General features: G+C 49.0%; 14 protein-coding genes. 10 read left to right on the top strand and 4 right to left on the bottom strand.

The genetic code is table 11. The features are described 5' to 3' along the window. Nucleotides 1–5: 5 nt before the first annotated feature. Nucleotides 6–2441, bottom strand: a complete 2436-nt coding sequence (nirB, locus tag BBD42_RS01470; protein ID WP_099516692.1) for a nitrite reductase large subunit NirB — start codon at nucleotides 2439–2441, stop codon at nucleotides 6–8. A gap of 301 nt (nucleotides 2442–2742) precedes the next feature. On the opposite strand from nirB, the gene BBD42_RS01465 reads away from it, so the two are divergent. Together BBD42_RS01465 and BBD42_RS01460 are read left to right on the top strand one after the other, a co-directional pair. Then, nucleotides 2743–3363, top strand: coding sequence for an ANTAR domain-containing response regulator (locus BBD42_RS01465; protein WP_099516691.1), 621 nt, complete (start codon nucleotides 2743–2745; stop codon nucleotides 3361–3363). A 12-nt stretch (nucleotides 3364–3375) separates the two neighbouring features. Then, nucleotides 3376–4440: an anthranilate phosphoribosyltransferase gene (locus tag BBD42_RS01460; RefSeq protein WP_099516690.1), complete on the top strand. Its 1065-nt coding sequence runs from the start codon at nucleotides 3376–3378 to the stop codon at nucleotides 4438–4440. A 244-nt stretch (nucleotides 4441–4684) separates the two neighbouring features. Here BBD42_RS01460 and BBD42_RS01455 read toward each other — a convergent pair whose 3' ends face one another. Next, a complete protein-coding gene (locus tag BBD42_RS01455) occupies nucleotides 4685–4912 on the bottom strand; it encodes a hypothetical protein (RefSeq protein ID WP_046228538.1) in 228 nt (75 codons plus the stop codon). A 237-nt stretch (nucleotides 4913–5149) separates the two neighbouring features. Next, entirely contained in the window at nucleotides 5150–6133 is a 984-nt protein-coding gene (locus tag BBD42_RS01450) for a helix-turn-helix transcriptional regulator (protein WP_099516689.1), read from the bottom strand. Nucleotides 6134–6283: 150 nt separating this feature from the next. Between BBD42_RS01450 and yicI the strand changes: the two genes are divergently transcribed. From yicI to BBD42_RS01410, 8 genes are all read left to right on the top strand, one after another. Continuing rightward, entirely contained in the window at nucleotides 6284–8605 is a 2322-nt protein-coding gene (gene yicI, locus BBD42_RS01445; RefSeq protein WP_099516688.1) for an alpha-xylosidase, read from the top strand. A gap of 265 nt (nucleotides 8606–8870) precedes the next feature. Beyond that, nucleotides 8871–9641 (top strand): sugar phosphate isomerase/epimerase family protein, encoded by a 771-nt coding sequence (locus BBD42_RS01440; protein WP_056039181.1) that lies wholly within the window; start codon nucleotides 8871–8873, stop codon nucleotides 9639–9641. 59 nt (nucleotides 9642–9700) lie between these two features. Next, nucleotides 9701–10720 carry a Gfo/Idh/MocA family protein gene (locus BBD42_RS01435; protein ID WP_046228542.1) on the top strand — a complete coding sequence of 340 codons (1020 nt, stop codon included), beginning with the start codon at nucleotides 9701–9703 and terminating at the stop codon, nucleotides 10718–10720. A 482-nt stretch (nucleotides 10721–11202) separates the two neighbouring features. Continuing rightward, entirely contained in the window at nucleotides 11203–11523 is a 321-nt protein-coding gene (locus BBD42_RS01430; protein WP_046228543.1) for a PadR family transcriptional regulator, read from the top strand. Continuing rightward, the gene (locus BBD42_RS01425; protein WP_099516687.1) at nucleotides 11520–12080 is read left to right on the top strand and encodes an HAAS signaling domain-containing protein; all 561 of its coding nucleotides are present in this window, start codon (nucleotides 11520–11522) and stop codon (nucleotides 12078–12080) included. The genes BBD42_RS01430 and BBD42_RS01425 overlap by 4 nt, the downstream gene beginning before the upstream one ends. After that, nucleotides 12077–13024 carry a DUF4097 family beta strand repeat-containing protein gene (locus BBD42_RS01420; protein WP_099516686.1) on the top strand — a complete coding sequence of 316 codons (948 nt, stop codon included), beginning with the start codon at nucleotides 12077–12079 and terminating at the stop codon, nucleotides 13022–13024. The genes BBD42_RS01425 and BBD42_RS01420 overlap by 4 nt, the downstream gene beginning before the upstream one ends. Nucleotides 13025–13390: 366 nt before the next feature. Then, on the top strand, nucleotides 13391–14188 hold the full coding sequence (locus BBD42_RS01415; protein ID WP_099516685.1) for a CAP domain-containing protein: 798 nt from the start codon (nucleotides 13391–13393) through the stop codon (nucleotides 14186–14188). Nucleotides 14189–14294: 106 nt separating this feature from the next. Beyond that, nucleotides 14295–14990 carry a 3D domain-containing protein gene (locus BBD42_RS01410; protein ID WP_099516684.1) on the top strand — a complete coding sequence of 232 codons (696 nt, stop codon included), beginning with the start codon at nucleotides 14295–14297 and terminating at the stop codon, nucleotides 14988–14990. 130 nt (nucleotides 14991–15120) lie between these two features. Here BBD42_RS01410 and BBD42_RS01405 read toward each other — a convergent pair whose 3' ends face one another. Further along, entirely contained in the window at nucleotides 15121–15975 is an 855-nt protein-coding gene (locus tag BBD42_RS01405; protein WP_237163326.1) for a polysaccharide deacetylase family protein, read from the bottom strand. Nucleotides 15976–16040 lie beyond the last annotated feature (65 nt).

Genomic DNA, 16040 nt, shown 5'->3' with positions numbered 1-16040 from the left:
TGATGTTAAACCGGCAGTGGGCCGGCAATCGGTTCGAAGTTTTTACGCAATTCGTCGTTATCCACAATTTCTTTCCAAGGATCTGTCGTCAGGCTGAGCGTTTTCTGTACACGTTCAACGAGCGCGAGGCGGTCTTCTTGCTTCTCCAACGCTTTTTTGACCGTATCTAGGCCAACACGGTCGATCCAGTGGGCGGTACGCTCATTCCACTGGGCTGTTTCGCGGTAGTATTGCAGGTAAGCACCCGTCCATTCCATAACCTCGTCTTCTGTTTTCACCGTTGTCAGTAAATCGCAAGCCCTTACCTTCACGCCAGCATTGCCGCCAACATGAATTTCCCATGCCCCGTCAATCGCTACAACACCCAAATCTTTAATCGTTGCTTCCGCACAGTTGCGGGGACAGCCGGAGACCGCCAGCTTGAATTTTGCCGGAGCGTTCAGACGCTCGAAAGCTTTTTCCATCTTAATGCCCATGGCCATGGCATCCTGTGTGCCGAAGCGGCAGAACGTATTGCCGACGCATGTTTTTACGGTCCGGAGCGTTTTGCCGTAGGCATGGCCTGAAGCCATTTCAAGCTCCTCCCACATTTTGGGCAAATCCTCTTTTTTAACACCGAACAGGTCTAGGCGCTGGCCGCCTGTAAATTTCACTAGCGGCACATTGAATTTTTCGGCTACCGAAGCGATTTTAATCAAGTCTGCTGGAGTTGTCACTCCGCCATAAATACGTGGGACGACGGAATAAGTACCGTCCTTCTGAATGTTCGCGTGATAACGCTCATTCGTGAAGCGGGATTCCTTCTCATCTACATAATCTTCTGGGAACAGCATGCCGAGGTAGTAGTTGAGGGATGGGCGGCACTTCGAGCAGCCTTCTTTGTTATTCCAGTCGAGCACATGCATCACTTCTTTGATCGTCATCAGGCGCATGCTTTGGATTTGTTCTACGATTTCGTCACGGCTAAGCGATGTGCAGCCGCAAATGCCTTCCTTCGCGGATTCGCCGACTGCGTCACCTGCGAACAAGTGCAGCAATCCTTCGATATCGGCCTTGCAGCCGCCGCAGGATGCGGATGCTTTCGTGCAGGCTTTCAGCTCACCGAAGGTATGGCAGCCTTTGTTAAGGACTGCATCGCCGATGGCACCTTTAGTGACGCCGTTGCAGCCGCAGACAATTTCATCGTCGGGCATGTTTTCCAGCCGGCTAGCACTGCCGCCTGATTTGCCAAGCAGATCGTTCGAAATGCCGAGCAGCAGCTCCTTCTCGCGGCCCTCAATCGATTCACCGCTTTTTATAGAAGCAAACAACGAGGCGCCGTCCGCTGTATCGCCGAACAAAACCGCACCAATCAGCTTGCCGCCCCGGATAACGATTTTTTTATAAGTGCCCGCCATATCATCTTGAATCCGCAGCGCCCGCGAGCCTTCCGTTTCAATAAAGCGCCCTGCTGAAAAGACATCGACGCCGGATACTTTTAGTTTGGTGGAAGTGACCGATCCGGCATAACCAGCCGTTTCGACGCCTGCAAGTCGTTTAGCGAGCACCGCGCCTTGCTCATACAAGGGAGCCACAAGGCCATAAGCAACGCCCCTATGCTCAACACATTCGCCAAGTGCCGATACATGGGCCATATTCGTATTCATAAAATCATCGACGAGTATGCCGTTGTTATAGTCAATACCGGAGCTTCTCGCCAAATCCACATTCGGGCGTATGCCGACGGCCATCACGATCAGGTCGGTAGCCAAATGGCTGCCATCGGTAAATTGCAGCTCCTTGACTCTGCCGCGGCCTGTAATAGAAGCGGAGTGCTTGCTGAGCAGAAATTTCATGCCTTGAGCTTCAAGTTCCTTTCTCAGCATGAGCGAGGCTGCCTCATCAAGCTGGCGTTCCATTATATAAGGATGCTTATGAATGACGGTGACTTCCATGCCGAGATTGAGCAAGCCGCGGGCAGCTTCTAAGCCGAGCAGGCCAGCGCCGATAACGGCTGCTTTTTTATACGATTTGGCTGCGCTGAACATTTTCTCGCAATCTTGAATATCGCGGAAGGCAATGACGCCTTCTTTATCTGCGCCGGGAATAGGGAGCATAAACGGCTTGGAGCCTGTTGCGATAACGACTTCATCATAAGGGGCCTCCATGCCGCTTTCGGAGATGACGACTTTGCGCTGCGTATCAATTTTTTTGATCGTTTGATTCGTATGAAGCGTAATATGGTTGTCCTTGTACCAATCCCAATCATTAATAACGATATCTTTAAGCTCGGTGCTGCCTGCCAAGACAGTGGACAGCATAATACGATTATAGTTAGGGTGCGGCTCCGCACCGAAAATCGTAATCTCATAAGTATCTGGGGCCAGCTTGAGCAAATGCTCGATTGCACGAACGCCTGCCATGCCGTTGCCGATAAGGACTAATTTTTTAGGGACTGTCATCATGGTTCTCTCCTCTCAAATAGGGCAGCTCTGTCTGGATAAATATAAAAAGCCTGATTTCGCTCCCAAGGACACAGTTGTGCTTCCTTGGTAGAACGAAACCAGGCTCCATTGCCGGTTCAATCGAATACGCCATTGTACTCGTGAAAAACGTTATAGTTGATAGTGCTACTATACACTGGATTTTTATATCATGTCAATATACCTAACGTAAATTGTTGCATAAATTGAGGTGTCGACAAATTAAAGGGGTTTGTGTTATAAATATTCACAACAGTCAAATAGGAGGGGGCGCTCCTGAATGCGTTCTTTATTACTTATTGAACATAAAGCTGTCGATCGGGAGCCTGTAAGACAGATAAACCAGGCAGACCGCGATTTAAGCAGGCTTTTGCCCGAAGTTATATTGGAGTCCGGCGGTTATTTTGTATTGCATGGCGGCAGCGAGGAGCTTGCGCGCAAGCATATCGCCCAATCGGATGCGGTTGTATTGAATCTCCCATTAAACGAGGTAAAGTACTGGGGCACTAAACTGCTGGGCTGGAAAAAAATTCCTATGCTTTGGTGGTGCAGTGCCGAAACCGCGGCGCTTTCGAATGCTTTTTGCGAGGACGATCTTCCGGTGGATGGCATCATAACGCCGCTTATGAGCGAGCAGGAGCTGCATTGGGCATTCCATTTTGGCGCCAAGCAATGCAGTGAGCGGCAACAGTGGCATTTGGAACGCCAGCAGCTGGAGGGCCGTCTGGAAGAACGGAAATGGATTGATATGGCGAAGGGCATTTTATGTGACATTAAAAAAGTTTCCGAAGCGGAGGCTTATGATTTGCTGCGCAAGCAGGCTATGAATGAGCGCAAACGCCTCGTGGATGTAGCGACGTCCATTGTAAAGGTATATCAGCTGCTGCAGGAGCAGAAATAAGGGGGAGTACCGATGATTACCAATCTATTGAAGGAAGTCGGGCGCGGGAAGAGGGGCGCGCGTGATTTGACCTATGATGAAGCGGTGCAAGCAGCCGAATGGATTGTGAATCTGGAGGCGACTCAGGCGCAGATCGGTGCTTTTTTTATGGCGGAGCGAATTAAGATGGAAAGCGTTGAGGAGCTTGAAGCTTTCGTCAACGTTTGCCGGAGCCAGGCCCGCCGCGAGCATGTGCAGGAGGGAATTGACTGCGCAGGGCCATACGACGGAAGGAAAAAATCATTTTACGCCACATTCGCGACCTCCTTCGTCTTAGCGGCTGCCGGATTGCCGGTCACGCTGCACGGTACAGCTTCCCTTCCTCCAAAATGGGGCATTACGCTGCAGGATCTGCTGCTCGAAATGGGCATAAATCCGAAGCTGCTTTCGCAGGAGGCATCGCTTGTAGCTGCAAGGGAAACGGGCATTCTGTTCGTACCCGCAGAAGAGTGGTGCCCGCCGCTTAAGCGGCTGCACGGGCTGCGCGAGGAATTGGGCATGCGAACGGTATTGAACACAGCCGAGAAGCTTGTGGATTATGGACATTCGCCTTATCTCGCATTCGGCGTTTATCACAATACGGTATTTGACCGCATGTCGAAGCTATTGACGAATTTGAATTATAAGAAGGCGCTCATTGTCCAAGGGACGGAGGGCTCGGAGGATTTGTTCATCGAGCGGCCAACTAGAACGTATCAGGTAGAAAATGGCGAAGCGAGCCTGCAAATTATTGACCCGGATGCCTACGGACTGGAGCTGCCCGTACCCGAAGTGGAATGGACGCCCGCCGAGCAAATGGCTGTGACGGAGGCCGTGCTTAATGGAGGCGGGCATCTCGCCTTTATGAATCAGGTGCTGCTTAACGCAGCGGTCCGGCTTCATTTGGCAGAGCGAGTCGATTCCATTGAAGAGGGCTTGTACACGTGCAAGGACTTGATCGACAATGGAGTGGCGTGGGAGTTTTATGAGAAGTGGAAGGTTAGCTTGCTTGTCTCCGAGCAGCAGCGGCTTTATAAGGCGACAGTTACGACGCCCTAGTCGCACATAGCATGTATCGAACTTAAGGTTTACATGAAAAAAGCAGTCTTCAAGCTCGCGTCGCGGGCAATTTGAAGGCTGCTTTTTGGTATGGGAAAAGCTAGTCAAGCCGTTTAGCCGTCTAAGCGCAGCAAAGCAGGCGATGCCGGATCGCCTGCTTGAACGTACACAATCAAAACCTAAAATCACAGCTTGTCCAATTGCCAGAGCAGCAAGGACTCAGCTTGCATCAGCATACTCTAGCTTAGTAAAGGGAAATTGTTAACGTATCTTTCTCATGATACGAATGCAGCGTAGCTTCGCTGCCGACGATTTCGACGCTGATCAGCGACTTGATACAGAGCTTGAGCGCATTTTTGCCAGTATTCAGCTTGCGGTTCAGTACATCGGTAAGTTTTTCGACAGCTTTTTTATTCGTATCCGTTATATAGACGGGAATCGTTTTATTTTGAAACAACAGCATTGTTTTCATAAAGGAATTCCTCCGCTCATTGGTTAATTTTAATTTTACTTTACTTGATGAATCTTAAGCGAATCTTAAAAAAAAGTTATGAAAAGGTTACAAAATCGTAATTTTTTCTAATATTCTAAGCATTTATAAGATTCATCCTTATATCCGCTTAGAATTCTAGGGCAAAGCTCTTCCCACGTCCTAGAAGGACGACGAAGTCGTTTTTGCTTGAAATATAAGAATTTATAAGTTTTGCACTTATAAATTGGGCTTATATTTCTCGGACTGAAACGCGCTGTGCCGCAAGAGGACGGGGAAAGCCGTTTCACCTTGTAATGCGCCATTTTGGGCCGGATTCCGCTTTTGTTTGCGAAAATCGGACGGGGTGCAGTTCAACGTCTTGCGAAACACTTTAACAAAATAGCTGATATGGTCGAAACCGACCTCCAGCGCGATGTCTGAAATTTTGCGTTCTGTGTGCAGCAGCAGCTCGGCCGCCTGGTTTACCCGATAGGCGTTCAAATACTCAACCGGCGTCTGCCTCGTCATTGATTTGAAAAAACGGAAAAACTGTCCTTCGCTCATCGGAATTTGCTCCGCCAGCTCGCCAATGCGTATTTGCCTGCGATAATGCAGCTGGATATAGAGAATGCTTTTCTTAAGCCGCTCTATTCGGGTTCTGTCATCCGTTCTTGCTTCGCTGCGATTGCATGCCCGGTTTTCAATAGCGATTTCATGCAGCATTAAGTAGAAATACCCTTTCACCGCAGCCTCGAATCCGGCATAGGGTGCTCTGCAGCAGTTAATCATGCAGCGGAGCAGGAAGAGCAGCTGCCGCTTCCAACCACTGTCCGGTGATATATGTCTCGGAAACGTCTTTTTTTTCTCCTGAAACGGACGAACGCAGGTTTCCTGTACAGCATCGTAGCTAGTGCTATCCAGCCAGCGAACGTCAAATACGATGGCGCAATAGGTGCAGGAGGAGCCATTTAAAGAGTGTCCGGCATGAATATCTCCGCTGTCGATGAAGACGGCTTCGCCAGCGCGAACGGGAAAATACTCGGTGTCAATCTGGAAGAGCATCTCGCCCTCCAGCACAACTAGAAACTCAGCCTCGTCATGCCAGTGACAATCTACATTTACCTCGCCAGGTGCATATTCCATCCAGTAAGCAGCAAGAGGAAAGGTAACATCGCCATGCATGCGGTCTTCCCTGAGCGAATGACGCAGCGTCAAATCCATTGCAGTCAACCTCCGGTGATGAAGAAATCAGAATGGTGTTATAAACGGGCATAATTCTGTTAGTTTGTTGCTTTGCTTATCAGTATAATGCAAAATAGAACGATTTTAAAGTCAAATAACCTATATAAAAGCAGAAAGGTCGGTTCTATTATGAAATTTACTGACGGCAACTGGATGCTGCGTAAACAGTATGACCTTCTGGGCGCGGTACAAGCCCATGATTTCGAGCAAAAGGATGGCGTGCTTACGGCATATGCGTCTCCGCGTCCTATTTTGTCACGTTCCAATATGTTAGATACGATGCTGCTTACGGTTCGGTTTCATTCTCCGATGCCGGGTGTTGTCGGCGTTAAGCTGATTCATCACATGGGCGTGCGTGAGCGCGGTCCCGTATTCGAGCTGACGAAGGAAACAGGAACTTTCGTTACTATAGAAGAAACAGAAGAAGCAGCAATCCTGACAAGCGGCAGCCTGAGCGTCCATATTCGTAAAGGTCCCGAGTGGTCAGTTGATTTCTACCGCGGCTCCGATCGTATTACCGGAAGCAGGCAGAAGTCGATGGCGTATATTACGGAAGGCAAAGAGCAAGCCTATATGCGTGAAGAATTGGATCTTGGTGTAGGCGAATGGGTTTATGGCCTCGGCGAGCGTTTTACGCCTTTCGTGCGCAACGGCCAGGTCGTCGATATTTGGAACCAGGACGGAGGCACAAGCTCCGAGCAAGCGTACAAAAATATTCCGTTTTATGTAACGAACAAAGGTTATGGCGTATTCGTCAACCAGCCGGATCTCGTTTCCTTCGAGATTGCTTCGGAGAAAGTGAAGAAGGTTCAATTCCATGTGCCTGGCGAATCCCTTGAATATTTCGTCATTGATGGTCCAACGATTAAAGAGGTGCTTGGAAAATATACCGCACTGACAGGCAAGCCATCTTTGCCGCCGGCATGGACGTTCGGCCTGTGGCTGTCGACCTCTTTCACAACCAATTATGATGAAGCAACGGTTAATTCCTTCGTCGATGGCATGGAAGAGCGCGGTTTGCCGCTGCATGTATTCCACTTCGACTGTTTCTGGATGCGCGATTTCCATTGGACGGATTTCAAATGGGATGAGCGGATATTCCCGGACCCTGTCGGCATGCTCAAACGCCTGAAAGAGAAGGGGCTTAAAATCTGCGTATGGATTAACCCTTACATCGCGCAGCGCTCCCGTCTGTTTGAAGAGGGCAGAGACAATGGCTATTTGATTAAAAAGCCAAATGGCGACGTATGGCAATGGGATATGTGGCAGCCTGGCATGGCTATTGTGGACTTCACGAATCCTGCGGCATGCGAATGGTACAAAGGCTATTTGCGCGAGCTTGTAGATATGGGCGTTGACAGCTTCAAAACGGACTTCGGCGAGCGCATTCCGACCGATGTGGTGTACCATGACGGCTCTGACCCTGAGAAAATGCACAATTTCTATACGTACCAATATAACAAGGTTGTATTTGAGGTATTGGAAGAGAAGCTGGGCAAAAATGAAGCTGCGCTGTTCGCGCGTTCCGCTACCGTTGGCGGTCAAAAGTTCCCGGTTCACTGGGGCGGAGATTGCTACGCAGATTACGAGTCGATGGCTGAGTCGCTGCGCGGAGGCCTGTCGCTGGGCTTGTCCGGCTTTGGCTTCTGGAGCCACGATATCGGCGGGTTTGAGAGTACAGCTCCAGCCCATGTCTTCAAGCGCTGGCTTGCATTTGGCTTGCTTTCCAGCCACAGCCGCCTGCATGGCAGCAGATCGTACCGGGTGCCTTGGGCGTATGATACAGAGGCGGTTGATGTTACCCGCTTCTTCACGAAGCTCAAATGCAGCCTGATGCCTTACCTGTTTAATACAGCTGCGCAAGCGGTAGAGCAAGGCTTGCCGTCGATGCGTGCGATGGTGCTGGAATTCCCGGAAGATCCAACTTCCGAGTTCCTTGATCGCCAGTACATGCTGGGTGATTCCATTATGGTTGCTCCTGTATTCGACGAAAACGGCTTTGTACAATATTATTTGCCGGAAGGCAGCTGGACGCATCTTCTGACTGGCGAAATCGTAGAAGGCGGAAAATGGCTCAAGGAAACGCATGACTTCCTCTCGCTTCCATTGTTCGTCCGTCCAAATTCGATCATCGCAATCGGTGCAAATGATACGAAGCCGGATTATGACTTTGCTGACGGCGTGAAGCTGACGGCGTACAGCCTTGCTGATGGAGCATCTGCATCATCCACAGTTCGCGATATTAAAGGCGCTGCCGAGCTGCTCGTTACTATGAAGCGCGAAGGCAAGGAAGTAGCCGTTAAGGTACAAGGCAGCGGTAAAGCGCTCAGCCTGGCTCTACACGGCATTGGCGAAATTGCTAAAGTGGATGGCGCTGCTTCGCTTCAAGACGGCACGGTGTCAATTGCTGCTGGTGCGAAAGAAACCGCATTGACGATTACGCTGAAGTAATTGAAATAAACACTGAATAAAAATGGAAAGAAGCAAACGGCATAATGCCGGAAGTGCTTCAAAAACAGACCAACGCCTTGTGACGACCGCATTAACAGCCGTCGCAGGGCGTTTTTTTCTAAGAGCAAAAGACAGCATTCAACAAAATAACATATAAAAAGACTAATAAGGCAGCTGTTTTTTGCAGCGCTCCTTCTATATAATTTGAAATGTAAGGTACAAGACTTGAGAAACTAAATTCACAATATAAAGGAGTGCGGCCAAAGTGGGACAAATCGGAATTGGTTTACAATTGTATACGCTCCGTGACGCAACAGCGGAAGACTTCGAGGGCACGCTGCGCAAGGTTGCGGCAATGGGATATGAAGGCGTGGAGTTTGCAGGCTACGGCGGTATTGAAGCGGAAAAAATGCGTGACTTGCTCCAAGAGCTTGGACTTAAAGCAATCGGAAGCCATATCGGCCTGCATTTGCTGGAAAGCCAACTGGATGAAGAAATCGCTTACTTGAAAACGATCGGCGCAAAATATGCGATCTGTCCTTATTTGCTGGATGACCAGCGCAGTGCTGAAGCTTGGGCGAAGCATTTTGTAGCTTTTGAGGAGTATGGCAAACGTTTCCGCGAGGCGGGTATTGATTTTGCTTATCATAACCATGATTTTGAATTTAAAGTGGAAATTGACGGCAAAGAAGTATTTGATGCGCTTTATGAGCGAATCAGCCCTGAGCTGCTGAAAGTGGAAATGGATATCGGCTGGGTACAATTTTCCGGCAAAGATCCGCTCGCTTACATTGCAAAATATGCAGGACGCCTGCCTTTGCTTCATTTGAAGGACTACCGCGACAACAATGGCCAATTGCCAATTGATACGGTAGAACTGGGCCGTGGCGATCTTCCGCTGCTTCCTATCATTAATAGCGCGGTTGAAGCGGGTGCAGAATGGCTGATCGTTGAGCAGGACACTTGCGCAAATCCTCCGCTTGAAGCAGTAGCGGAAAGCATGGACTGGCTGAAAAACAATTTTCTGAACGCTTAATTCGCAAATAGGAAATGACCTTATCCATTATTTATTGAAAAGGCAGGGATACATTAATAATGAGCAAAATTAGAGTAGCAGTAGTAGGTTGCGGTTCCATCTCAAAATATCGTCACATTCCGGAGTATGCAGACAATGCAAATGTAGAATTAGTCGCATTCGTTGACCCGATTATTGAGCGTGCAGAAGGATATGCCGAGAAGCATGGCGGCAAAGCTTTTGCAGATTATAAGACGATGCTGGCTGAAATTAAGCCTGATGCCGTTAGCGTTTGTACACCGAACGCGCTTCATGCACCAGTAGCGATTGCAGCAGCAAACGCTGGCGCACATGTATTGGTTGAGAAGCCAATGGCAGCTACGGATGAAGAAGCGGCAGCAATGATTGAAGCGGCAGCGAAAAACGGCGTTAAGCTGATGGTTGGACATAACCAACGCTTCATGCCGCCGCATGTAAAAGCGAAGGATTTGCTGAAAACGGGCATTATCGGCAAAGTGCTGACATTCCGTACGTCGTTCGGCCACCCGGGCCCGGATGCATGGAGCATTGATGGCGCGGAAAGCTGGTTTTTCCGCAAGCCGGAAGCAATCATGGGCGCAATGGGCGACCTTGGCGTGCACAAATCCGACTTGATCCGCTGGCTGCTTGACGATGAAGTGGCGCAAATCGCTGGCTTCGTCGGCACAGTAGATAAAGACAGCGATGTAGACGACAATGCAAACTGCGTGCTTCGCATGAAGAGCGGCGCGATGGGTTCGCTTGTAGCGAGCTGGACTTATTACAAAGGCGAAGACAACAGCACAATTTTGTGGGGCTCCAAAGGCGTTATGAAAATCGGTACGCACCCGGAAGATCAAGTCATCATTGAACTGCGCGACGGTACAGTAGAGCGCTACAAAACAGGCGAAATCTCCACAAATGAGAAGCAGCTGTCGAGCTTTGTTATCGATAAATTCATTGACTCCATCGTCAATGACACGACTCCACCTGTAACAGGCGAAGAGGGCCGCAAATCGCTTAAAGTCATTTTGAGCGCCTTCGAATCCCAAGCAACAGGCAAATTCATCGACATCAACTAATTATTATTAAATGATTGATTCATTGATCTATTCATTCTCTATATGGTAGGGATAACAAGCCAAGCGCGTTATCCCTCTAAAAACTGCCTTCGCCGACTTATACGGTGAAGGCTTTTAAATATGGTAGTGAAAACGGTAAGCGCGTGGAGTGAAAGGTTTGAGCTGGAGAAGCGGTAGCGTTCGTTTTTGTCTTTGAATTTCAACCGTTTGGCGGTGCAATTCATGAAATTCAAAGACAATAGCGATCGTAAGCCAAACCTTTCGCGCAGCAGCGCGACAACTTGTTTCACCAGCATGTTTAACGTCTCTCCGTCTTAAGGAGGAGAGACACTCGGGCGCTGGTATTGTTTTTAGCTTAGTATATAGCATTATAGAATAGCATGTGGTAAATTTAGCTTAACAGCAAGGAAGTTTAATTCACTATTCGATAATGTCGAATAGCTGAAGCATTTGCATTTTAAGCAAAGCAGGGAGCGTCGTGTATGAATGTGCAGTTCAAGAAAGGTGTGCTGGAGCTATGCGTTCTCGTCTTGACGTCTGAGGGAGACCGTTACGGATATGAACTGGCAGTGAAAATATCGTCCAAATTCGAGGTGGCCGTTGGGAGTGTATACCCGCTGCTCAATCGCCTGACGCTGGAAGGCTACTTCTCGACTTACCTTAAAGAATCGAATGAAGGACCTCCGCGGAAATATTATCAACTGACGGAGGCGGGCTGGCAGCATATGCGAGGGCTCATTCATGAATGGTCGAGCTTCTCGACAGCCGTAAATGAAATTATTGAGGAAGGAATCCGTCCATGATGATGACGAAACACAATTATATGAGCGAGCTGGAGAGGCTGCTCGCGAAAGTGCCGGATAAGCAGCGCCGTGAGTGGCTGTTCGATTATTACAGTCATTTTCAGCAGGCAGAGGAAAATGGGCAGAGCGAGCATGAGGCTGCCTTGGAGCTAGGCGATCCAAGACAGATTGCAAGCGAGCTGCTGCTTGGTTATAAAGTACAACGGGCTGAAGCGGAGAAAAGCTTCGGCAATACGTCTAAGGCGGTGCTTGCAACAGTGAGCTTGGGATTTTTCAATATCGTATTTGTACTGGGGCCTTATGTGGCTGCAGTTGGCGTGCTTATTGCCCTATGGGCGACTACCCTAGCGCTTGGATTAGCAGGCGTCACAACGGTGCTGGAGAGCACGTGGAGCGGCATGTTTACACTAACCCAAGCAGCTTCTATTGGGCTCGTCTGCATTGGATTGAGCATTTTGCTGGGCGTAGGCGTTAATGCTCTGACAAAAGGATTTTTCGCTGCAACGATTAAATATTTGAAGTTCAATACGAAAATCATCAGGGGGAAAAAACAATGAGAAAGGCAATTGCAGTTGCGCTTATATTACTTGGAATCGGCTTGGCCGGAGCGATATATTCTTTCAGCTGGGATGAGCTGCTGTCCTTCGGAACGAAGCCTGTATCGCAGGAGAAAACAGTTGATGCTGCTGGCGTAAGCAGCTTGACGGTAGAAGCTGGCTCGATGGATATAGACGTGGTGCCAGGTAGCTCGGATAAAATTGTTGTACACTTGGAAGGCCGGGCAAGCTCAAAATATTTAAACAAGCTAAAGCTTGAGACGGAGCAGAATGGCGACAAGTTAGTCATTAAAAGCAGCTTTAATACGGGTTTTACCGTCGGTATCAATTATTCTTCATTTAAGCTGACTGTAGAGCTGCCGGAGCGCAAATGGGATGAGGTGACTCTGAAGGCGCAAAGCGGCAACGTCAGCGCATCCGATATAAACAGCCGCACCTTGGCGATGCTAACCTCATCAGGACGTGTGAAGGGGGAGGATTTATCTGCGGATGAGATGGATTTTGAAACGACAAGCGGAAAAATTGAGCTGCTTGGCGTTACTGTTGAGAGCATGAAGCTGGATGTCAGCTCCGGCAGCATCAAGTTAGAGGACTATAAGGCGGAGACGATCGAATTCAACACGACAAGCGGCAATGCAAGCTTTATTAATGGTACGGGAGAACTGAACGGCCAAGCGAGCAGTGGGAAAATACGAGTTGAATCGGAATCCATTACCCATAGCATGAAGCTTGACGTTACCTCTGGCGATATCGTCGTTGAAGCTAAGCAGCCGCCACAGTCTGCCGAAATTAAGCTGAAAACAACATCCGGCAGCCAGAAGGTCGAATGGGACAATGTTCAAACGGAAAAAGAGGATGAACGTTCCTTTGCTGGCACAATTGGGACTGGATCGGACCTTTCAATTGATTTGAAAACCAGCTCGGGCAATATTACGCTCAAATAGCGCGTGCAAAATAAGCAGCAAGCTGAAAGTCCCGCAAAGCCAAGCGCAGCGGGGCTTTTTTCTGTTTTTTAAGCGGTTTTCGCTTGGAAAATGAGGGGTTTATGAGCGGATTCTAATATGGCGGAGCATTCATTTGGATGACAGGCTGGCGAAGAGTGAAAAAAGGCAGTTGCGGCTATTCTTTCACCCGGATTTCCAAAGTGAGATGATTCTCATAAACAGCTGAAAACGGTTTATTTCGCGTGAAAAACGCTTGTTTTACCATTTTTTGAGCCGTGTAACCGCCCAAATGCCATGTTACGATAGTTTGCGTCGGGATGACCGGCACACACAAATTACACACAACTTCGAGGAGGAGATTTCATAATGAAGAAGCAACCATTTAAAGTAGGTGTCGCTGCCGTAGCCGCAGCCGCATTAATCGGAGCAGGCGTAGCAGCACCATCCACGGTGGGAGCAGCACCAGCAGTGAAGGCGAACTCCAAGATTACTGCCTATAGCATTGACCAAGACATGTTGAAGCAAATAGCGGAGCAATACGGAATTGATTTGAGCAAAATTAATTTTAACGGCATTACAATCAGCTTCCCTAACGGTACGCCAACAGATACAGGTACAAGCAATCCAAGCACTGGCACGACTAAGCCAAGTACAGGAACGACTAAGCCAAGCACAGGCTCTGGTTCCACTGGCAGCACGAAGCCAAGCACAGGCTCTGGCACAACGGGAACAACGAAGCCAACGACAGGAACAGGCTCTGGCTCCTCGAATTCGGGCAGCGGAACAACTGTCGATCAAAGCGCTTATCAAAGCGAAGTTGTTAAAATCGTAAACCAAGAGCGTGCAAGCGCTGGTCTTCCAGCTTTGACGGTCGATGCGCTGCTGACAAAAGTAGCGGTAGCCAAAGCGAAGGATATGGGCGACAACAAATATTTCAGCCATACGTCTCCAACCTACGGATCGCCGTTTGATATGATGAAGAGCTTCGGTGTCAGCTACTCTTACGCTGGCGAGAACATTGCTGCCGGACAACGCAACCCGTCCGAGGTTATGACAGCATGGATGAACAGCACAGGTCACCGTGAAAATATTTTGAACAAAAACTTCGGCAAAATCGGTGTTGGCTACTACAACGGCCAATGGGTACAAGAATTTACGAACTAGAAGTGAACAGAAACAGGCGATTGCTTGCCATATCTTTCACGCCGTGCAGCTCCGTGCTGTGCGGCTTGGTAAACTATTGACTTAACGATTTTGGAGGATATTTGTGATGAAAAAACTAAGTATTACGGCTGCTGCTCTCGTGCTTTCTTGCGCGCTGGCAGCAGCTCCCGCTAACGCGGCAACCCAAACACATAAAGCGGCAGAAGGCGATACGTTCTGGAAGCTCTCCCAGCAGTATAAGGTCGATTTAGATAAACTGCTTGCAGCAAATTCCAAAATTAATCCGCTGAACATAAGGGTAGGCATGAAATTGATTGTTCCAGTTGCGGCAGCAGCGGTGAAAACGAATGCCAAGGCAGCGGAAAATGCTGACAGTGCAGCTAAAGCAAGCGCTCAGGCGCAGCCAAAAGCAGCAGCAACGATTAAGGCTGAAAGCCTGTCTGCAAAAAGCATTATTGCAAGCAACGGCAACAGCTATACGTTCAGCAAGCAGCTGAATGTAAAAGCGACCGCTTACACAGCGGCAGCGTCGGAAAATGGAAAATGGGGCGCCGTCGATTATTTTGGCAATCCGCTTAAAGTAGGGACAGTGGCGGTAGATTCTTCGGTTATTCCGCTTGGAACGAAGCTTTATGTGACAGGCTACGATTATGATGGATTGCCTGATGGCGGCATGATTGCGGTAGCAAACGACATGGGCGGAGCGATCAAAGGCAATCGCATCGATATTTTTGTACCTGGCAGCACAGCCACTGCTCAAAGCTTCGGCATTCAAGACGTTAAAGTATATATGGTAAAGTAGAGCGTTATTTCGAAATAGGTCTGTTGCGTTATTTAGTTTAACGCTGACTCCAATAACCCTATGTACAAGCCCAGTGTTCCTCGCACCCGAGGAGCGCTGGGCTTGTTTGTATGGCCATTACAACACAGGGCTAACGGATGGGCCTCTCCGCACTTTGTTCGAGCAGCTCTGGCAGCGTGACGATGCGATAGCCCTTCTGCTGGAGGGAGGAAATAAGCTGTGGAAGCGCCTCGATAGTGCCAGAAAGGCTTTGCGAGACGCCGCCGCCGGCATGCTGCAAGATGATGGAGCCTGAGCGCAGCGTTTTATGCATATTCCGTAAAATGACCGTGCTGGACGGATTGTTTTTCCAATCCGCTGAATCGACATCCCAATTCACGACAATATAGCCGTTGTTTTTGGCCCAAGCGACTTGACTAGGCTGCATCTCGCCATAGGGGGGCCGGAAAAAGTGCGGATGATACGGGATGATTCGACTAATGATCGTATCGGTACGCCACACTTGACGGTGAAAATCATTCGGTGAAAGCTTCGACATCACCTCATGATTATAAGAGTGGTTGCCGATAATATGGCCTTCGCGATGAATTCTTTTTACGATTTCGGGATGTTTATCCGCTCGCGTGCCTACAAGAAAAAAAGTGGCCTGTACGTGATGCTTCGCCAATATATCCAGTATTTTAGGGGTGAAGCGTGGATCGGGAGCATCATCAAAGGTTAACGCTACCTCTTTTTTATGCCGCGGCCCATGGAGAAAATAGGCACCGGGATAACGCTGCTGCAGCTTAACCCATGACACACTGTCAGAGCGGCGTTTTTTGCCTGTTTTGGCTTTATCCGCCTGACTAAGGCTGCCGCTGCTGTCTGTTATGGCCGCCATCTGAACGCTAGCCTTGGAGCTGATGTTCAGCTCTTCCGCAGAAGATGTCAGGAAGGTGGCGATAACCAGCAGCAAAATCAACAATTTGTTCAGGCGCTGGAGCATTGCATGACGTCCTCCATTCGGTCTGGCAAACAGCCGGAATAAACGTTATTTTCCCCTAAATAACG

Source organism: Paenibacillus sp. BIHB 4019, from assembly GCF_002741035.1.
GTDB lineage: Bacteria > Bacillota > Bacilli > Paenibacillales > Paenibacillaceae > Pristimantibacillus.
This window is presented reverse-complemented; position numbering and strand designations above follow the sequence as displayed.